This window comes from Teredinibacter waterburyi, assembly GCF_001922985.1.
GTDB lineage: Bacteria > Pseudomonadota > Gammaproteobacteria > Pseudomonadales > Cellvibrionaceae > Teredinibacter > Teredinibacter waterburyi.
In genome coordinates this window covers 50,524-70,205 of record NZ_MRUH01000120.1, presented here as the reverse complement: position 1 = coordinate 70,205, position 19,682 = coordinate 50,524, and the positions used below count along the sequence as shown (strand labels likewise).

16 protein-coding genes and 2 tRNA genes are annotated in these 19,682 nt (G+C 49.6%); 1 reads left to right on the top strand and 17 read right to left on the bottom strand.

All coding sequences use genetic code 11. From position 1 onward, the window contains the following. Nucleotides 1-9 precede the first annotated feature (9 nt). Nucleotides 10-2,235 carry a beta-glucosidase family protein gene (locus IDZ20_RS08240; protein ID WP_188150946.1) on the bottom strand — a complete coding sequence of 742 codons (2,226 nt, stop codon included), beginning with the start codon at nt 2,233-2,235 and terminating at the stop codon, nt 10-12. Between the two features lie 106 nt (nt 2,236-2,341). Between IDZ20_RS08240 and IDZ20_RS08235 the strand changes: the two genes are divergently transcribed. After that, a complete protein-coding gene (locus IDZ20_RS08235) occupies nt 2,342-2,647 on the top strand; it encodes a glutaredoxin family protein (RefSeq protein WP_188150945.1) in 306 nt (101 codons plus the stop codon). Nucleotides 2,648-2,651: 4 nt separating this feature from the next. Here IDZ20_RS08235 and IDZ20_RS08230 read toward each other — a convergent pair whose 3' ends face one another. The 16 genes from IDZ20_RS08230 to folP all read right to left on the bottom strand — a co-directional run bounded on the left by IDZ20_RS08230 (nt 2,652) and on the right by folP (nt 19,504). Beyond that, nucleotides 2,652-3,482 carry a MipA/OmpV family protein gene (locus IDZ20_RS08230; protein ID WP_245792206.1) on the bottom strand — a complete coding sequence of 277 codons (831 nt, stop codon included), beginning with the start codon at nt 3,480-3,482 and terminating at the stop codon, nt 2,652-2,654. Between the two features lie 264 nt (nt 3,483-3,746). Then, on the bottom strand, nt 3,747-5,873 hold the full coding sequence (gene pnp, locus IDZ20_RS08225; protein WP_188150943.1) for a polyribonucleotide nucleotidyltransferase: 2,127 nt from the start codon (nt 5,871-5,873) through the stop codon (nt 3,747-3,749). Between the two features lie 185 nt (nt 5,874-6,058). Further along, nucleotides 6,059-6,328 (bottom strand): 30S ribosomal protein S15, encoded by a 270-nt coding sequence (gene rpsO, locus IDZ20_RS08220; protein WP_188150942.1) that lies wholly within the window; start codon nt 6,326-6,328, stop codon nt 6,059-6,061. A 150-nt stretch (nt 6,329-6,478) separates the two neighbouring features. Continuing rightward, complete coding sequence (gene truB / locus IDZ20_RS08215; RefSeq protein ID WP_188150941.1) at nt 6,479-7,417, bottom strand: tRNA pseudouridine(55) synthase TruB; 939 nt, start codon at nt 7,415-7,417, stop codon at nt 6,479-6,481. A gap of 2 nt (nt 7,418-7,419) precedes the next feature. Beyond that, a complete protein-coding gene (gene rbfA / locus IDZ20_RS08210; RefSeq protein WP_188150940.1) occupies nt 7,420-7,821 on the bottom strand; it encodes a 30S ribosome-binding factor RbfA in 402 nt (133 codons plus the stop codon). Between the two features lie 40 nt (nt 7,822-7,861). After that, nucleotides 7,862-10,540 (bottom strand): translation initiation factor IF-2, encoded by a 2,679-nt coding sequence (infB, locus tag IDZ20_RS08205; protein ID WP_188150939.1) that lies wholly within the window; start codon nt 10,538-10,540, stop codon nt 7,862-7,864. Nucleotides 10,541-10,643: 103 nt separating this feature from the next. Beyond that, entirely contained in the window at nt 10,644-12,134 is a 1,491-nt protein-coding gene (nusA, locus tag IDZ20_RS08200) for a transcription termination factor NusA (protein WP_188150938.1), read from the bottom strand. Between the two features lie 39 nt (nt 12,135-12,173). Further along, nucleotides 12,174-12,632: a ribosome maturation factor RimP gene (rimP, locus tag IDZ20_RS08195; protein WP_188150937.1), complete on the bottom strand. Its 459-nt coding sequence runs from the start codon at nt 12,630-12,632 to the stop codon at nt 12,174-12,176. Between the two features lie 352 nt (nt 12,633-12,984). Further along, nucleotides 12,985-13,061, bottom strand: a tRNA-Met gene (locus tag IDZ20_RS08190). Between the two features lie 131 nt (nt 13,062-13,192). Continuing rightward, nucleotides 13,193-14,989, bottom strand: coding sequence for a TIGR03545 family protein (locus IDZ20_RS08185; RefSeq protein ID WP_188150936.1), 1,797 nt, complete (start codon nt 14,987-14,989; stop codon nt 13,193-13,195). 37 nt (nt 14,990-15,026) lie between these two features. Further along, complete coding sequence (locus IDZ20_RS08180) at nt 15,027-15,530, bottom strand: TIGR03546 family protein (RefSeq protein ID WP_188150935.1); 504 nt, start codon at nt 15,528-15,530, stop codon at nt 15,027-15,029. 235 nt (nt 15,531-15,765) lie between these two features. Continuing rightward, a tRNA-Leu gene (locus IDZ20_RS08175) sits at nt 15,766-15,850 on the bottom strand. A 13-nt stretch (nt 15,851-15,863) separates the two neighbouring features. Continuing rightward, nucleotides 15,864-16,307 carry a preprotein translocase subunit SecG gene (secG, locus tag IDZ20_RS08170; RefSeq protein WP_188150934.1) on the bottom strand — a complete coding sequence of 148 codons (444 nt, stop codon included), beginning with the start codon at nt 16,305-16,307 and terminating at the stop codon, nt 15,864-15,866. A gap of 32 nt (nt 16,308-16,339) precedes the next feature. After that, nucleotides 16,340-17,080, bottom strand: a complete 741-nt coding sequence (tpiA, locus tag IDZ20_RS08165; RefSeq protein WP_188150933.1) for a triose-phosphate isomerase — start codon at nt 17,078-17,080, stop codon at nt 16,340-16,342. A gap of 161 nt (nt 17,081-17,241) precedes the next feature. Further along, entirely contained in the window at nt 17,242-18,588 is a 1,347-nt protein-coding gene (gene glmM, locus IDZ20_RS08160; protein WP_188150932.1) for a phosphoglucosamine mutase, read from the bottom strand. Between the two features lie 34 nt (nt 18,589-18,622). Further along, a complete protein-coding gene (gene folP, locus IDZ20_RS08155; RefSeq protein WP_188150931.1) occupies nt 18,623-19,504 on the bottom strand; it encodes a dihydropteroate synthase in 882 nt (293 codons plus the stop codon). Nucleotides 19,505-19,682: the final 178 nt, after the last annotated feature.

The window sequence follows — 19,682 nt, the reverse complement described above, 5'->3', positions numbered from 1 at the left end:
GCGGAGGCTTTAATTCAGGCTTAAGGTCAAGCGCTGCAACTGATCTGCACGACTGCTTTTACCTACCATCAAAACTACCTCTCCCCGATAGTTCACGCGGTTCAAAGCAATATCCAACACCTTAAACTGCTCCGCACCTAGCTGAAATGTCACCGCCTGAGTGTCGCCGGCCGCAACCTCAACTCGCTCAAAAGCCAAGAGACGTTTGGTTGGGCTGGTAACCCCAGGAATACAGAGCTGACAATAGAGTTGCACTACCTCTACTGCGTCTCGCTCGCTGTTGTTGCTGAGTTCCAGAACCAAGCTTACCTGCTGACCAGACACCAACTCATTCAAACCGAGGGCGTGGTGACTCAGCTGGGCAACGCCATAATCAACCCGGCTGTAACTCATGCCCTCACCAAAGGCCAATAAGGGGGTCGCAGGCAAGTCGATATAACGGGCTACACCGTCGTAAAACGGCGAGATCGGCGCATGCCAACCTGGCGCCTGATTATAGTGCACCGGCAATTGCCCCACGTGACGGGGAAAGCTTATCGGCAAACGCCCACAGGGATTAATCTCACCAAACAAACACTGGGTAATCGCCGTGCCGCCCTTGGCGCCAGGGTTAAAGGCGATCAACACCGCCGCAGAGTCGGACAATATTTTCTCAATACAATGGGGTTTACTCATCACCATTAGGCTAACAACTGGGGTAGCGCTGTTCGCGAGACAATCAAACACTTCTTGCTGATTGCCGGTTAAGGTCAAATCGGCGCGATCGTGAAATTCACCATTCTGCTTTAGGCCATCGCCAGCGCAGAACAAAACAACATCGGCGTTCTCGGCGCTGCTGAGCAACAATTCGCGATTGGCAGCCGACACAGCTTCACCGCCAAAGTCATCACCAAAATAAGGGCCGCAAACGTCGGCGCCAAGGTAAGTCAGTTCTATCCCATTACTATCACAATAATCTTGCAGGGCCATGCGCAGGGTTACGGTATCAGCACGGTGGGTTTTCGTATCGGTGTAGATTGCTGGGCCAGGTAGAAATGACCAATCACCGAGCTGGGAAATAAGGTTATCGGCGTTGTCGCCAAGTAACAGAATTTTTTTCGGGCCTGCCAACGGCAAAATGCCCTCGTTTTTCACCAGCGTCAAAGACTGTTGCGAAGCCGCCAGCGCTGGCCGCCAGCGGTTTTGATCGGCTAATAGCTCAGCCCGATCGACAGATATCCGCGGCTCAAATAATCCCAATTCAAACTTAAGCTTTAAAATTCGACGTACACTTTGGTCGATGCGAGACTCGCTGATTCGCCCCTCCGCCACCAACTCTAGGGCGGCCTGATAAAACTCAGGGGTTGTCATGATCATATCGTTGCTGGCCTGTAAACACAGGTATACCGCCTCTTTGATGTTCGGCGCAGCATGTTGCAGGGTCACCATCTGGCCGACGTTATTCCAGTCGGTAACCGCAACGCCATCAAAGCCCCACTCATCCCGAAGAATATCATTCAAAAGCCAGGTATTAGCCGAGCAAGGTACGCCGTTTAGGGCCTGATAGCCGATCATCACCGTTTTGCAACCAGCCTTAACCTGTCGTTCAAACGGCGGCAGGAATATATCGCGCATCTGCCGTTCTGAAATATGCGCATCAGATGAATCTCGACCGCCGGTGGTCTCTCCATAAGCAGCAAAATGCTTGGCGCAGGCCGCAAAGGGGTATTCAGCGCCCTGATAGCCCTCCACAACCGCTTTAGCCATTTCTCCGGCCAGATAACCGTCTTCACCAAATGTTTCGCTGGTGCGCCCCCAGCGCGGATCTCGCGCAAGACACAGTACCGGCGAAAAGGTCCAATCCAAGCCAGAGGCAAACGCCTCACGCGCGGTTATCCGCCCCATTTCCAAGGCTAAATCACGGTTCCAAGTACTTGCCAGCGCCAGCTGTACAGGAAAAACAGTTGTCTCATCTTCGATACAGTGGCCATGAATCGCGTCGATGCCGAATATCAACGGGATGTTTAACCGCGATTGCGCCTGATTAGCGCTCTTTAGCTCACCGATTTGGTCGCCGGTAGAATGTAGGTAAGAGCCAAGCTTGTACTTCTCGATAAAGGTTTCGGGGTCCGACTCAAACCCCGGTAGCTGCACCATTTGGCCGACTTTTTCCTCTAGGGTCATACGAGCCAACAGGTCTTCCACACGCGCTTCGACCGGAAGCGAGCTATCAAGGTAAAGGGGTTTAATAGTCATTATCTATTCATTCCATCAATATCAATTTTACATCGGTGATAGTGTCGTCTCTGTTCACACTCTATAATGACCTCAATGCCACCTCGCCGAATCAGAGGAGAAGTCGATGAAGGCCATTAATACCCGCTACTTAAAGTTAGCCCATGTCACCCTATACCAACGCCCATCGTGCCCGTTTTGCATTCGTGTCGAACACGCCACGCGGGCAATGGGCTTGCAGATTAAATCGGTGAACACTTCATCGGAGCCAAAAGCGCGTAAAGAGCTTATTGAGGATGGCGGCAAAAGCCAAGTGCCTGCGCTTAAAATTGAACAGCCAGATGGCGAAGCTGTATGGTTGTATGAATCTTTAGATATTATTCACTTTCTAAAGGAGCACTTTGCTCATAGCGCGGTTGCCGCTAACTTGTAGCCCGCTAATCTCTGGACTGCCAAAACATCCAACCGAAAGCCAATGATGTTGAGAAGTAGTGATTAGTTTCCATTAGGGGACTATCACTAAATTCGGCAGCGGCAAGATTGTCGTAACGAAGATTCCAACCTACCCATAAATTCTGCCAGCGCTTTTTCATCGAAATTTTAGAGTAAGCGCCACTATAACCAGCTTTCGCACGATAAAAAGGTCGCGTGTCGGTAACGAATTCTGGCGCTACGCTGTAGTAATAGTCGTGATATTGTTCAGACGCCCAGAGAAAACCGACATCAAGTTTTCCTTCCCACTCTTGCCAAAGATTTGGCTTGCGATAGGTGAGCTTTGGATTGGCGTTATAGCCTATATGCTCGATGTTATCGAAACTCACCGCAAACACCGCTCGCACGGGTAGACGCAGCGCCCAACCAGAATCGAACGACTCACCCGTTAAGTTAATATTGACCGCAGGGCCTATCTCAAACGCCGAATCTAACTCCGTCATACCCGCGCGCATCTTATTATTTTTACTGCCACCGTTTAACGCAGCTTCGCCGCTGATGGTGAATTCAACATTTTCACTTATCGAAAAGCGACCGCGAATACCACTGCGATCGGCCTGCACAATTTCGCCACGGTAGATAAGTATAGGGAAGGGTAACGCGTAAACACGCGCTTCATCAGAACCCCGGTAGTCACCCAAATACTGGCTGGCTAAACCAATTCCTAACTCAGCTTTCGGCAACGACTCAGCAGCCGCAACAGCGCCAGATAATGAGAGCGCAACGACACAAGACAGACATAAATTACAAGTGAAATCTAATTTTAACTTTATCAAAGTAACGCCCATTTTTAATATATTGTTATCTATTCTAAGCCAGAAACTTTTCAGTAATTGTAAATTGATGCAATCGAAAGTTACATTTATATCTAGTCCAGTTTAAAGGTCGTAACCCTCAGTGTTACTTAAGCCGGATCGATTTATAGGTGACCTACACCTCTACTCTCCGCATTCCAACTTTTCGGTAAGGATAAATCACTTAACAAAAAAAACCCGCGAGAAGCGGGCTTTTTTCGAAAGAACTAACAGAGTAACGAGAACTTAAGCCTCGTCGCCTGCATCGCTAGTTTCTTCCTGTGTCGGAGCTGGCAACAACTCTTTAATCGAAAGCTTAATGCGGCCGCGCTGGTCAATGTCCAAACACTTCACATCAACGTCCTGACCTTCGGTCAAATAGTCGGTCACATTCTGCACGCGCTCGTGTGCGATTTGTGAAATATGGACCAAACCATCTTTACCAGGCAAGAAGTTTACAAACGCACCGAAATCAACGATTCGAACAACTTTACCGGTATAGGTAGCACCAATTTCGGCTTCCGCGGTAATTTCTTCAATTCGTAAAATAGCCGCTTGCAAACCGTCGCCATCATCGGCGTAAATTTTAACCGTACCATCGTCGTCAATATCGATAGAAGAACCGGTCTCTTCGGTAATTGAACGGATAGTAGCACCACCTTTACCAATGATGTCACGGATCTTATCTGAATCCACTTTCATCGTATGGTATTGCGGAGCATTGTCAGACAACTTTCCGCGCGGTGTAGCAATTACTGCATTCATTTCAGTAAGAATATGCAAACGAGCGGCCTGTGCCTGCTCCAATGCTTTCTCCATGATTTCTTCAGTAATGCCTTCAATTTTGATGTCCATCTGCAAAGCAGTAACACCATTGGCAGTACCGGCAACTTTAAAGTCCATATCACCAAGGTGATCTTCGTCACCCAGAATATCGGTCAAAATCGCGTAGCCGTTATCTTCTTTTACCAAGCCCATTGCAATACCGGCAACTGGCGCCTTCAATGGTACGCCTGCATCCATCAAGGCCAGGCTAGTACCGCACACCGATGCCATTGAACTAGAACCATTTGATTCTGTAATTTCACTGACAACACGAATGGTATAAGGGAAGTCATCACCTTTCGGCAACATCGCGCCAACACCACGACGCGCCAAACGGCCGTGACCGATTTCACGACGACCTGTACCGCCCATACGACCACACTCACCTACAGAGTAAGGAGGGAAGTTGTAGTGAAGCATAAAGTTATCTTTACGCTCGCCTTCGAGCGCGTCGATATTCTGTGCATCGCGAGCAGAACCTAAGGTAGCTACAACTAATGCTTGAGTTTCGCCACGGGTGAATAACGCTGAACCGTGTACCTTTGGCAATACGCCAACTTCAACCTGTAAACCGCGTACGGTTTTATTGTCACGACCATCAATGCGCGGCTCACCAGCTACGACACGAGTACGAACAATATTCTTTTCAAGTTTGGCAAAAAGTTTTTTAACGTCGTCGGCTGTTACGCCGCTACCATCTTTAGCCAATTCGCCAACCGCTTGGTTGCGCAATTCGTTAAGACGATCGTAACGCTTAGCTTTATCAGTAATGCGGTACGCAACACCAATTGAATCTTCAAAATTAAGTGCAACCGCAGCTTTGAGCTCTTCGTTAACCGCTTCTGGAGACCAATCCCAAACGGGCTTGCCAGCATCACGCACTAACTCTTTAACCGCTTGGACAACCGCTTGCATTTCTTGGTGAGCGTAAAGTACTGCGCCCAACATGATATCTTCTGGCAATTCGTTTGCTTCAGACTCAACCATTAAAACAGCGTCTTGAGTACCGGCTACAACCATATCTAGCTCAGACTCTTTAAGCGCCGAGTAGCTTGGGTTAAGCACATAACCTTCGTTAGCGTCATAACCTACGCGCGCAGCGCCGATTGGACCAGCGAAAGGAATTCCGGAAATCGCCAATGCAGCGGAGGTACCGATCAAAGCAGCAATATCTGGATCAACATTTTTCTCAGCGGCGATTACAGTACAAACAACTTGTACTTCATTCATAAAGCCTTTAGGGAAAAGCGGACGAATAGGACGGTCGATTAGACGTGACGTTAAAGTCTCTTTTTCTGAAGGTCGCCCTTCGCGCTTAAAGAAACCGCCGGGGATTTTGCCCGCAGCATAAGCCTTTTCTTGATAGTGTACTGAGAGTGGGAAAAAGCCCTGACCAGGAGAAGCTTCTTTCGCACCAACAACGGTACATAACACTCGGGTCTCACCCATAGAGACCAACACCGCGCCAGATGCCTGACGAGCGATACGGCCTGTTTCGAGGGTTATGGTATCGTTACCAAATTGAAATTTTTTAATTACCGGATTCACAATTTTATCCTTTGTTTGCAAGCGCCCCATTGCGCTTTTATATTTTCTTTAACCAATACAACATAAATCGCCCAGTCGGCACGCTTAAAAACACAGCGCGCGTTCCAGGCAAGAGAGTTACCGAATATCGGTATAACAACGTAGGAATTGAAAAGAAAATGCCCGCACAAGGCGGGCACTTTTGCTTAGCGACGCAGACCCAATTTTTGGATCAGAGCAGCGTAGCGACTAACGTCTTTGCTCTTCAAGTAATCCAGCAGCTTACGACGCTGGTTTACCATACGAATCAGACCGCGACGAGAGTGGTGGTCTTGTTTGTGATCCGCAAAGTGACCTTGAAGTTTGTTGATGTTAGCAGTGAGCAATGCAACTTGAACTTCAGGTGAGCCAGTATCTGTGGCGCTAGTTTGATGTTCTTTTACAATTGCGTCTTTTTCTAGAGCACTAAGTGCCATGTCAATATCCTCTTGCTGTTAACATGCGAAAAACGCTGTACTCAACGGAATCTTCCGCGAGTATACCGCGTCGTTTACACGGCCTGTCCGCGCATGTTTACAGACAGGTCGATGAGCTAAAAGCCCAATTCTTGCGAGTTATAACACTCGTTAACTGACCACAAGTCGCTTTGGTGCGACGCGGCCGTCGTCGGTGATATCACCAACGCCTAAAAATTCACCAGTGTCCTGGAAGACGCGCACTGTATCACCTTCATCGCCGATACGGTAGACCTGATTGACGATCACCGGTTGGCCACGACTAAAGTAAAAACCGCTGTTTTGGTCAAGCTCAACTGCCGCCAACTGCGCAACTGGCGTGTCCATCGGCAATAAATGGTGATCTAACACTTCGGCACGTTCATCGCCGCGCTCAGTTTCTAGCGCGTCAAAAGTAGTCGCCTGCTCAATGCTAAACGGGCCTGCCTGAGTGCGACGCAACGTTGCCACATGGGCACCAAAACCGAGGTCTCGACCTAAGTCTTCTGCTAGGCTGCGAATATAGGTGCCTTTACTGCACTCGACGAGTACATCGACCTCAGCTATCTCTCCGCCTCGAAAGTCTTTGATTTCATAATTAAAAATGGTTACAGCGCGCGCTGCGCGCTCCACTTCGATACCTTCTCGCGCCAACTTATAAAGCGGCTGACCGTCTTTTTTAAGCGCTGAATACATCGGGGGAATCTGTTTTATATCGCCGCGGTAAGGAGTAATTGCCGTCTCTACCTGAGCCAAAGTTAACGCACTTGCGTCAACCTCTTTCAAGACTTTGCCATCGGCGTCTGCGGTATCGGTTGTCATACCAATACGAAAGGTGCTGAGGTAGGTTTTATTCGCGTCGAGGAGATATTGAGAAAACTTAGTCGCTTCACCAAAACATAGCGGTAATACGCCAGTAGCCAGTGGGTCCAAGGCGCCGGTGTGACCAGTCTTGTTGGCAAAATAGAGGCGTTTCGCTTTTTGCACCACATCATTTGATGTCATGCCAGCGGGCTTATCAATTATCAGCACACCGTCAATCAGACGGCCGAACTTTCGCTTACGCCCCAAAATCAGCTTCCCTGTTCGTCGTCATCACCATCTGAATGATGAGACTGATCTTGCGCGACAGCGCGATCGATAAGACTGGAGAGAACCTGACCGTGAACCGCCGATTTATCGTAGAAGAACTGCAACCGCGGAGCAATACGAAGGTTTAGATCGCGGGCAACATGCAAACGCAAAAAATTAGCCGCTTTATTCAGTACAGAAACGGAAACCTCAGCCTCCGTGTCACCCTCAGCACCAACTACGGTGATATAGACCTTGGCGTTAGCTAAATCACGGGTAACCGTTACCGCATTGATATTAACCATACCAACACGGGGGTCGCGTACTTCTGCACGAATATGCTGCGCTAAACTGCGCTGCAATGCATCGGCAACTCGGTCCGAGCGTTTAAATTCTCTTGGCATACATCTCCACCAATGATATCGCTAAAAGGTGCGCCAGCTACTAAAGCTCGCGCGCGACTTCTTTAACAGAGAAAACTTCGATCTGATCGCCCACTTTAACGTCGTAGTTTTTCACGCCGATACCACACTCGGTACCGTTGCGAACTTCACCTACATCGTCTTTAAAGCGGCGTAAAGATTCCAATTCACCTTCAAAAATCACAACGTTTTCACGAAGAACACGAATAGGCTTATTACGATATACGGTACCCTCAGTCACCATACAGCCGGCCACTTGGCCAAACTTAGGCGAACGGAACACGTCGCGTACATCCGCAATACCCAGAATTTCTTCTACCCGCTCGGGATCCAACATACCACCAAGGGCGGCTTTCACTTCGTCAATCAGCTGGTAAATAATGCTGTAATAGCGAATTTCTGCATTCTCTGTTTCGGCTAGCTTACGTGCGGAGTTATCTGCACGAACATTAAAGCCCAACACAATTGCACCAGATGTCAGCGCAAGGTTTACGTCGTTTTCGGTAATACCACCAACACCGCCGCCAACAATGTTCACCTGAACTTCATCGTTACCCATTTCGGTAAGGGCCGCCTGAATTGCTTCCAATGAACCGCGCACGTCAGTTTTAAGAACAACCGGTAATACCTTGGTTTCATTTTCACCAATATTGGCAAACATATTTTCAAGCTTCGCCGCTTGCTGGCGCTGCATGCGTTCATTGCGCTCTTTCTCAGCACGGAACTCCGCCATATCACGAGCTTTACGCTCATCGGGCACAACCAAGAATTCGTCACCGGCATTAGGGGTTGAATCCAAACCTAAAATTTCAATCGGCGTCGATGGTCCCGCTGTTTTCACCTGCTTACCCAGCTCATTGGTCATGGCGCGAACCCGGCCAAAACTTTGGCCAGCCAATAAAATATCACCGCCTTTGAGCTCACCCGCTTGCACCAACACGGTCGCAACTATGCCGCGACCTTTGTCCATTCGCGATTCAATTACGACACCGCGTGCTGGAACATTGATCGGTGCTTTTAGTTCAAGCAGTTCAGCTTGTAGAGCAACCGACTCAAGTAAAGCATCAATACCTTCACCTGTGTGAGCAGACACATGCACAAACTGAGTGTCACCACCCCACTCTTCGGGGATTACATCTTTCGCGGCAAGCTCATTCTTAACGCGATCAGGGTCGGCAGCTTCTTTATCGATTTTGTTAATGGCAACAACCATTGGCACGCCTGCAGCGCGAGCATGCTGCACAGCTTCTACGGTTTGCGGCATTACGCCATCATCGGCGGCAACAACCAAGATAACAACATCCGTACACTGAGCACCGCGCGCACGCATCGCGGTAAACGCGGCGTGGCCGGGAGTATCCAAAAATGCAAGCTCACCATGGCTGGTAGTTACACGATAGGCTCCGATGTGCTGAGTGATTCCACCCGCCTCACCAGAAGCCACACGGGTTTTGCGAATATAATCTAATAGTGACGTTTTACCGTGATCAACGTGACCCATAACGGTAACCACTGGCGACCTGCCGACCATTTCAGCACCGGTATCATGAGCAACTTCCGAGCGTAATTTTTGCTCTTCTGCATCAGCACTAACCAAAACGACGCGGTGTCCCATTTCTTCTACCACTAACTGGGCAGTCTCTTGGTCGATCGGCTGATTCAAAGTCGCCATGGTGCCAAGCTTCATTAATTGCTTAACCACCTCACCCGCTTTTACGTTCATACGCGACGCAAGCTCTGCCACAACAATCTCTTCTGGCACTTCTACATCGTAGGTGATTTTTGCAGTCGGCTTTTTAAAGCCGTGACGATTCTGAACCTTAATAACTGGACGCTTACCGCCAGAAGAACCCAATCGCTTCTGCTTGGGGGAATGAATAACTTCTTCAATTTCTTCTTTGTCTTCAACAAAATCCAATGCTGAAGCCACTTTTTTCGGCGCAGCTACCTTTTTAACGGCTTTACCTGCTTTTTTGTTGTGACGAGACTTAGCGCTCTCATCATCAAAATCTTCATCTTCTTTGGTTTTGGTCTTTTTAATGTGCTTATGACGCTCATCTTCGGTCGCTGGTGCGGTTTTTTTCTTAGCATCAACAGCTGGCTGATCTTTGTCCGACTGGCGCTTCTCTTCCGCTAAACGGCGAATCTCAAGCGCATCTTCCTCTGCCTTTCGGCGAGCGTGTGTAGCTTTTTGTCGCAAAGCTTCTGCATCGTCAACGAAAGTCCCGGTAGATGGCGTTGCTGAAGCTGGCACAACTTCAATTTCCGGTGTTTCAACTACGGGCTCAGGTACTTCTACAACCGCGGGGGTTTCAACCACTGGCTCTACCGGCACTTCAAGCTCTTCTGCTGCAACTTCAAGTTCAAGTTCGTCAGTCAACGGCGCTTCTAGTTCTTCTGTCTCGTCACGCTTGACGAAAGTACGCTTCTTACGCACCTCAACATTTACCGTCTTGCGCGCACTTCCCGACCCTGTTTTTAGGGTCGTAGTGGTCTTACGTTTTAAGGTGATTTTTTTGGGTGCTTCAACGCTCTCACCGTGGCTGGACTTTAAAAAAGCCAACAGTGTTTGTTTTTCTTCGTCGGATACGCTGTCATCAGCATTTTTTTGCTTCAAACCTGCCTGCTGCATTTGAGTCAAGATACGCTCAACGCTTGCTCCAACTGACTTGGCGAGTTCACTTACAGTTACTTCAGCCATAGATATTCTCAGTTTCCGTTAATCAATACATTCATATAGTGGGGTCGGCTTAGTCGCAAAATAAAAGGCCGGAGCCACTAAGCCATAACTTTGGTGCAGTAACTTAATTTTCGTCTGCAAACCAAGGTTCACGTGCTTTCATAATCAATGCGGCAGCACGTCCTTCGTCCATGCCATCGACTTCCATCATCTCGTCTACCGACTGCTCGGCCAAATCTTCCATAGTAACAACACCGCGAGCGGCGAGCACGGTTGCCAGCGCTTTGTCCATGCCGTCCATATTCAATAGGTCTTCGGCAGGCTCGGCACCGGTTTGCTTTTCTTCTGATGCCAGCGCCTGAGTTAGCAACGCATCTTTAGCGCGGCTACGTAATTCGTTGGCAATGTCTTCGTCGAAACCTTCGATACTCAGAAACTCCTCCAAAGGTACGTAGGCAACCTCTTCTAAAGTTGTAAAGCCTTCGTCTACCAATACCTCGGCAACTTCCTGTTCAACATCAAGAGCTTCCATAAAGACTTCAATAGAGCTGCCTGTTTCTAATTGCTGCTTCTCATTCCACTGTTCAACGCTCATCACGTTGATTTCCCAGCCCGTTAGCTCAGAGGCTAAGCGAACATTCTGGCCGCCACGACCAATGGCTTGCGCAAGGTTGTCGGCATTAACAGCCAAATCCATGGAATGCGTTTCTTCATCGACAACAATCGATTCGATTTCCGCGGGAGACATCGCATTAATAACAAATTGTGCGACGTTGTCGTCCCACAAAACAATATCGATGCGCTCGTTACCAAGCTCATTCGATACTGCCTGAACCCGTGAACCACGCATACCGACACAAGCGCCGACTGGATCGATGCGCCCATCATTAGTCGACACAGCAATCTTTGCGCGTGAACCAGGGTCACGAGCGGCAGCTTTTAAACTGATAACTTCTTCAGCAATTTCTGGCACTTCAATTTTAAATAATTCAACCAACATTTCTGGACAAGCGCGGCTCAGATAAAGTTGCGGCCCGCGCGCCTCTGGACGTACATCCATTAGCATTGCACGGATGCGATCGTTCATACGAAACACTTCACGGCCAACTAACTCTTCGCGAGGCAACAAGCCTTCGGCATTACCGCCGAGATCTACAATAATATTATCGCGTGTGACTTTTTTGACAGAACCTGAAATCAACTCACCTACACGGCCGCGATACTGATCAACAATTTGTGCTCGCTCTGCTTCGCGAACTTTTTGCACAATCACTTGCTTCGCGGTCTGAGCGGCAATCCGGCCAAACTCAACGTTCTCGACAACTTCTTCGTAGGTATCGCCTATCTTCAAGCTGGAATCTTTTTCAAACGCCTCTTCAGTCGTAAACTGCGTTCCCAGCTCAGCGAGAGTATCATCGCTAACAACTAACCAACGTCGCTTGGTTACGTAGTCGCCAGTACGGCGATCGATGCTTACTTCAATTTCTGACTCTTCGTCATAACGTTTTTTAGTCGCAGTTGCTAACGCGAGCTCAATCGCTTCAAATATAACGCTTTGATCAACACCTTTTTCGTTTGATACAGCGTCTGCGACCAATAAGATTTCTTTTTTCATCGAGTTGCCTCTGAATCCATAAATATCGGAAAACCGCTCTTAGAAGCGGGGGACAATATTCGCTTTGTCGATTAATTCAAACGGAAGCAAATATTCTTCGTTGTCCACTTCCAGCACAATTTCGTCACCCTCTATACCTTTGAGGATGCCGGAAAATTTTCGTCGCCCATCAAATGCGACTCGTAATCGGATAGTTGCCTGCTCGCCAACGTAAGCTTGATACTGTTCCAAGCGAAACAACGGACGATCCATTCCTGGTGACGACACCTCAAGCGTGTACTCGCCGGTGATAGGATCTTCAACATCCAAAACACTACTAATTTGGCGACTTACACGTTCGCAATCTTCCACCAATACGCCGTCAGGTGCTTTTTCGATATACACCCGCAGCATGGATTGCTTACCCTGAGCGTGGTAATCCAGCCCCCACAACTCGCAACCAAGCGACTCCACTACAGGCTTTAACAATTCATCTAATTGTGAGTACTTACTTGCCACGTTTGTATTTGCCTCAGTCACACAATCCAGAAATAAAAAATGGGCACTAAGCCCACCTCACAACATTCGGTTTTGAAACAACGTCAAATCCCGGCAAGCATTTTAGACTATTTCCAGAGCCAGCCCCACATCAAGTGCCGCAACTAATGCTCCAGATACGAAAAAACCCCATATAGGGGCTTATCGAATAGCGTAACAAACGCCAACTGCTGTCCGCTGACACCCTATATAGTGTTCAGCTTAATGCCGAAAGATGACGACACTAATCAACTTTGCAGAACGAATAGAAATTCATTTCTTTCTGCCGACACCGAGCAACAAAAATGTTGGTACTCAATGCCTTTTAATAAGTTGGTAGCGGGGGCTGGATTTGAACCAACGACCTTCGGGTTATGAGCCCGACGAGCTACCAGGCTGCTCCACCCCGCACCTGCTTTGTTGCCTTCTCTACTTAGCTAAGCCATAAACCCTTAGCAGCAGAGGGGGCGCATTATAGGGGCGGGCGCTTTGGGCGTCAAGGGGGTTCAACCGCTATATTCCGATATAAGCGAAATAAATATTTATCCGCCAAACAATTTCTTTTTTAGCTCATCTTTAACTTTGTCTTTCTTTTCATCCACCGCCTGGTCAATTGCCCCACCAACAGCTCCACTTAACTTTGCACTCATCATTTCGGTCAATATATTTTCGCGCTGATCGGCGCTAGCGCTTAGACCCTGCCAGCTAGCTAGAACGGTAGTAACCTCAGCACTCGGACCGGCAGCTTTTGCATCGAGCTTTTGTCTCAGCTCAGCAAGAGCCACTTTAGCCTCACCACTAACCGAAGCTGCCACAATAGCGGCGACCTGCTCGTCAAGATTAGAGCCGAGTGATATGTGCGGCGCGTTATAACGCCCAGTCACACCCAGCTGAATCTTTATTTGCTCGAGATTATCGACTACACCAGCGATACGCTTACCGACCACCTCGGTGGAACTGGAACTCAGCCGAAGCGGACTTAGATTAACACTGCCCGCACCATCCAGTTCGCCGGCGGTCACTTCTAGCACCCCACTAGAGGCTAATTTCGCTGCGACCACATCACTCCGCAACACATCACTATTTATCAAACTAATATCACTGAGCTCGACGCCGCTCGCCTGCCAACGCTGCTCTGCATTTAAGCCGGCATCCGTAAAAGAAAAACGGCCATTGAGTTCCAAGGTTAAATCACCGCCAACTTGCGCGGACGCCAAAGTGTAGCGCGTGGCGCGGCCCAACGCTTTATGATCTCCAGTAACGTCCTGCCAGCGCGATACAAAATGCTGCTGCGAGAACTCCAAGTCAACATCCGCCTCGCGAATCAAGAAACTCGGCAGCCCTCCATCGTCAGAAAAACTCACCCAACGACCCAGGACACGCTGACGCGCAGCGTCCTGCTCGGCTCGATGCTGGAGAAGCGGGGCCACGGTTTCCAGCGCAGAGAGTGTGTAACGCCCCCAACGCCGCACGGACTCGCCGAACAGACGCTCAGTTAACGCATCCAGCGACGTCGCGCCAGTAAGCGACCTTTTAAGCTGATCATAATCGCGCCTAGGCGCCGCCTCCAGCTGAGCTAGAGCGTCTCGCCCATCACGCTGAGCGGCGAGCAAAACATCTTTCGCTTGGGCGACCTTATCGCGCTCCCGCTGCACCTCTTTTTTAAATGCATCCAAACGCTCCTTACCAGAAAGTAGCTCTGCGGGCGTACGGTAATCGGCATCGCGGATAACGCTCAAGTCTTCGGCTAAACGCTTTAACCGGGGCTCATCAGGCAGTTGCTCGTAGGCCTGCCGCACCTCTACTTTATATTTCACGGTAACCGCTTCAACACGATTAATTGCTGCCGTAGTCTGCAAATCTTCCGCAGCAATAAGTTCGTCTACACTCGGCAGCGCAAGACGCGCCTCTATATCACGTGCAACGCCGCTATCGGCGACCCGCTCAACGCGCTTCTTTAATGAGAGATCAATACTATAAAGCCTACCCGGCGCAGCGCGCTCAGTACCAAATTTTGCACCCGTCATCGCCAACTTATCGATGATAATCTTATCGCTAAAAAACGGCAGGAACTCGATGCGCGCCGCCAACTCATCAGCCTCAAACAAATTACGCTCCGGAGAGCTGGCATCCGTAACCTGCAGCCCCCGTAAGATAATGGAAAAGGGTGAAAACTGATGGTCAACCTTTGCGACGTTAACCTCAGCACCAACTACGCGTGAACCAAACGATTCCACACCCCATTTCACCGAAGTGTCAAAGAACAACTCGACAACCAGCGCAAGCAAAACCAGCGCGACACCAAACCCTAGCAGCCCCTTCCAGCGAACAATCCTCACAGACTTCCTCCTGACCCAAACCCAACTGAACTTATACTCAGTCAGCCAAGGCCTGATACCAACGATACACACCACTCGCCTTTAACAATCTCGCAATACGCAAACGATTGACCCAAGCTCGCAGACGATTACGATACTGCCCCACCAAGAAACGGGTGGCGATCAAAACAAACGGCGCAAGCAACAGAGAAACGCTCAGCGATCCCAACGTGAGAGTGTGGTTAAACTGCCCCAAACGAGCGAGATTGTTAGCGTAGAGCTGAGTCCAAAAGGGCTGCAAAGACTCACTAGCCAAGAGCCCCTCACCTACACCAATCATTGCAGGGTCAAACAGATAGGCCAATCCAGAAAACAATGTAAGCGCCGCCAAAAAGCTTCCCAAGTTGACACGAAACCCCAACACCAAGCACAGAATAATTAAATTATGAAGGCGCCAAAACGGCGTAAGGCCGACGATCAACGCAAACATCACTGCAAACGCGATTTGCCAAGGACTGGCATCAGAATTGAGCGCCTTAATAAATTTAGCGACGATGTTCACTCACAAACCTCCTTGATCAAGTCACACGACACCAGCACCGACTATATACTTCGCGACGCACTTACACGGCATCAACAGGCGAAGTTGCTACACGCATCAAGTATTTACGACCATAAAACACGCAGAGGGCATAAGCAAGCGTCGCGCCCGACGACACCTGACAAACGAACAGGCACAAAAAAGCCCCGACTAGCGGGGCTTTCAGGACGATACTGGACAGTATCGGTTTTGCTTTTGGTGCCCAAGTCCGGACTTGAACCGGAACAGCTTGCGCCACTACCCCCTCAAGATAGCGTGTCTACCAATTCCACCACTTGGGCTAAAACGTTAAATCTATTCTTTGGATTCTGAGGCTGTATCTTTGATCGAATCCACAGCGCCGTCGACAACAGCCTTCGCGTCAACTGCAGCATCTTCTAACGCTGCTGGCACATCACTAACAGACTCTGCTACCGCCGCGGGCACATCGCTTACGGCATCGCTAACAGCGGCTGGAATTTCCATCTCTTCCAAGCCCGGCAGCGAGAACTCATCTCCCACCTCTGTTTGCTGCTTAGCGGTAACCGCCAAGGTAAAACTGGTGACAAAAAAGACTGTAGCGAAAATTGCTGTCATGCGTGAGAAAAAATTACCCGCGCCAGCCGAACCAAACAGTGTTTGAGACGCGCCACCACCAAAAGATGCACCCATATCGGCACCTTTACCCTGCTGCAACATGATTAAACCAATGATGGCAAAGGCAACCAGCAGGTGTACGACTAAAAGAATGTTTTCCATTGTTTACTCACTAAAAATTCAAGAGCAAGTGCTTATTCTGCTGCGCGACAAATCGCAACAAAGTCACCCGCCTGTAGTGATGCTCCGCCAACCAGCGCACCATCAATATCTTTTTGGCTAAATAGGCCTTCTGCAGTTTCAGGCTTAACACTACCACCATACAAAATTCGAACTTGATCACCTTCAGGCCCAAGCACTTCGCGAATATACGAGTGCACATCTTGCGCCATTTCCGGTGTAGCCGTTTTGCCAGTGCCAATCGCCCAAACCGGCTCATAAGCAACTATGCCTTTTGCAACACCAGCCAAACCACAATGCTCTACTACAGCCAACAACTGCTTGCCGACGACATCATAGGTTTTTTCAGCTTCACGCTCTTCCAAGGTTTCACCAACACAAAGCACAGGGATAAGACCTGCATCAAGCGCGGCTTGGAATTTATTCGCTACCAACTCAGATGATTCAGCGTGGTATTCACGACGCTCAGAGTGGCCGACCAAAACATAACCACAACCGACATCTGTTAGCATCTGCCCAGCAACTTCACCTGTGTAGGCACCACTGCTTTGAACGCTTAAATCCTGCGCGCCCAAACCAATATTTGTATTCTCTAACTGGTCAGCACACAAACCAAGATAAGGATAAGGGGCACAAACAGCTACTTCTGCTTGATGCACTCCGCTCCACTGGCTAGTTAACCCACCAAGTAAATCGCGGATCGAAACAGAATCCCCGTTCATTTTCCAGTTGCCGATGACTATCGGACGACGCATGGCCACTCACCTTTTCGTTAGATTTTGGTTTGTCGTCACGCCTATTAAAAAGCTCGGCGCGAAGCGGGCGCAAATGGTAGCGAAGAAAGCGCCCGCTTACAACGCCAAAATGCGTGATTTTTCACTAATTCATTTCAATTGCTAACAATGCTGGCTGTATTTTAAGCAGTCGCGTCACTGACGACCTGCGCCAAATCCTGCGCCACCGCAGAAACCAAGCTAGGCTCCTGCCCCTCCACCATCACGCGAATAACCGGCTCTGTGCCAGAAGGACGCAAAAGTACGCGCCCCTTACCTTGCATGCGTTTTTCCGCCGCAACCATCGCCGCCTGAATCTCTTCATGACTGTTAACATCAACGCGATTTGTAACGGGTACATTAATCATTACCTGAGGCATCTTATGCATACGCTGCTTGAGCTCATGCAACCCCTGATCTTCGGCCATAACCGCCTGCAGAACTTGTAACGCCGCGATCACACCATCGCCAGTGGTCGTTACATCAGCGCAAACGATGTGACCAGAGGACTCGCCGCCGAGGTACCAATCGTTGTTCGACATCGCCTCAATCACATAGCGATCGCCAACCTTGGCGCGCTCAAACGATATCCCCAAGGCTTCTAGCCCCAGCTCCAAACCGAAGTTGCTCATCAAGGTACCGACAACCCCGCGACAGCCACCGCCGTGCTTGCGGCGGTAGGCTGCGATCAAGTAAAGCAGCTGATCCCCATCTACAATTTCGCCGCGCTCATCGACAAACAGAACTCGGTCACCATCACCATCGAAGGCAATACCTATATCCGCATGACTCTCAAGCACCTGCTTTTGGAGTTGGTTTAACTTGGTTGAACCGCAATCTAGGTTAATGTTTACCCCGTCTGGAGCGTTGCCTATCGCAACAACCCGCGCACCCAACTCGCTCAACACTTTCGGCGCAATGCTGTAGTTGGCCCCATTGGCGCAGTCGACAACAATCGTGAGGCCCTTTAGGTTAAAACCCCAAGGTAACGTGCCTTTACAGAATTCAATGTAACGTCCCTCAGCATCGGGGATACGGCGCGCCTTGCCCAGCTCTGGCGCCATAGTCATGGGGATGTCTATCTGCCGCTCGATCGCGAGCTCCACTTCATCTGCAAGCTTTGTACCCTGAGTATTGAATAGTTTAATGCCATTGTCGGTATAGCTATTGTGTGAGGCGCTAATAACTATTCCGGCACTAGCTTGGAAAGTACGTGTCAAGTAAGCGATGGCTGGCGTTGGCATAGGCCCCAACAAACCGACATCCACACCCGCCGCAATCAAGCCCGCCTCAAGAGCCGACTCGAACATATAGCCCGAAATTCTCGTATCTTTGCCGATCAACACCAAGCCACGGCCATTATTGGTACGGTCGTTTTCCGCCAGCACCTTGCCCACGGCCCAACCGAGCTGCATAAAAAATTGCGGGGTTATAGGCTCTTCTCCTACACAACCTCGAATACCATCGGTGCCAAAATATTTTCGCGTCATACTTTTTCGTTTCCTTTCCCGCGCAGATAGCGCGCTACTTATTCATTACACAATTGAAAATTTTCACTATATCTCGAGTTTCTGCTACATCATGGGCTCGTATTATTTTCGCGCCATTTACCAACGCCGCATAGGCTAAAGCCAAACTACCGGCTAAGCGTTGCTCGGGCTGACGACCAAGCAAGCGACCGATCATCGACTTGCGAGACACGCCAATCAACAGCGGGTAACCCAGCTCAGCGAGCTCAGATAAACGTCGCATCAACTCCAAATTATGCTCATCGGTTTTACCAAAACCAAAGCCAGGATCCAACAGCAATTGAGGAGACGAACCTACCGAAGCCTCATGTACCGCCGCTATTCTGGCCCGCAAATAATCACCAACCTCGGTTACCACATCTTGATAACTTGGGTTTTCCTGCATAGTTTGCGGCCCGCCCTGCATATGCATTAGGCAAATCGGCAAACCGCTTGCAACAGCTGCAGCTAAGGCTCCCGGTCGCTCCAGAGCACGGACATCATTGATCAAGCCAGCTCCAGCAGAAGCCGCCTCGGTAATGACCTGAGCGGTGGACGTATCGATCGAAATGACGACATCGAGATTTGCCGCTATAGCCTCCACCACGGGTACAACCCGATCGAGTTCCTGCTGCTCAGTCACCGGTGCAGCTCCAGGGCGAGTGGACTCACCGCCAATATCAATTATCGCGGCACCTTGGCCAAGCATCGCCTCTGCAGACAGCAAAGCCCGATCAACCAACAATTTACTACCGCTAGCCGTTACGCTGTAGTGCTGGCCGCCATCATAGAACGAGTCGGGGGTTACATTGAGCACCCCCATCACTTTTGGCTCGCGCAAATCTATACGTTGCGCACCGCACCGCAACACACCCTGTATGACCGGCGAAACTTGCATATCTGGAGTTACCCTAAGCTTGAACAACAATAAACGAGACTTACCGCGCCGAGATTCACGCTGGAACTAGTCACAATCACGAAAGCAAAAAGGCCAGCAAATGCTGGCCTTCAGGAATAATACGGCGCAGGTAAACACCTAAAACTAAACCTGTTTTTACAAAACCTTTGCGCTGCTA

Bases quoted from the DNA above. Each gene is read 5' to 3' on its own strand.
- IDZ20_RS08240 (WP_188150946.1), bottom strand. From the start codon at position 2,235: ATGACTATTAAACCCCTTTACCTTGATAGCTCGCTTCCGGTCGAAGCG.
- IDZ20_RS08235 (WP_188150945.1), top strand. From the start codon at position 2,342: ATGAAGGCCATTAATACCCGCTACTTAAAGTTAGCCCATGTCACCCTA.
- rpsO (WP_188150942.1), bottom strand. From the start codon at position 6,328: ATGGCACTTAGTGCTCTAGAAAAAGACGCAATTGTAAAAGAACATCAA.
- rbfA (WP_188150940.1), bottom strand. From the start codon at position 7,821: ATGCCAAGAGAATTTAAACGCTCGGACCGAGTTGCCGATGCATTGCAG.
- infB (WP_188150939.1), bottom strand. From the start codon at position 10,540: ATGGCTGAAGTAACTGTAAGTGAACTCGCCAAGTCAGTTGGAGCAAGC.
- nusA (WP_188150938.1), bottom strand. From the start codon at position 12,134: ATGAAAAAAGAAATCTTATTGGTCGCAGACGCTGTATCAAACGAAAAA.
- secG (WP_188150934.1), bottom strand. From the start codon at position 16,307: ATGGAAAACATTCTTTTAGTCGTACACCTGCTGGTTGCCTTTGCCATC.
- tpiA (WP_188150933.1), bottom strand. From the start codon at position 17,080: ATGCGTCGTCCGATAGTCATCGGCAACTGGAAAATGAACGGGGATTCT.
- glmM (WP_188150932.1), bottom strand. From the start codon at position 18,588: ATGACGCGAAAATATTTTGGCACCGATGGTATTCGAGGTTGTGTAGGA.
- folP (WP_188150931.1), bottom strand. From the start codon at position 19,504: ATGCAAGTTTCGCCGGTCATACAGGGTGTGTTGCGGTGCGGTGCGCAA.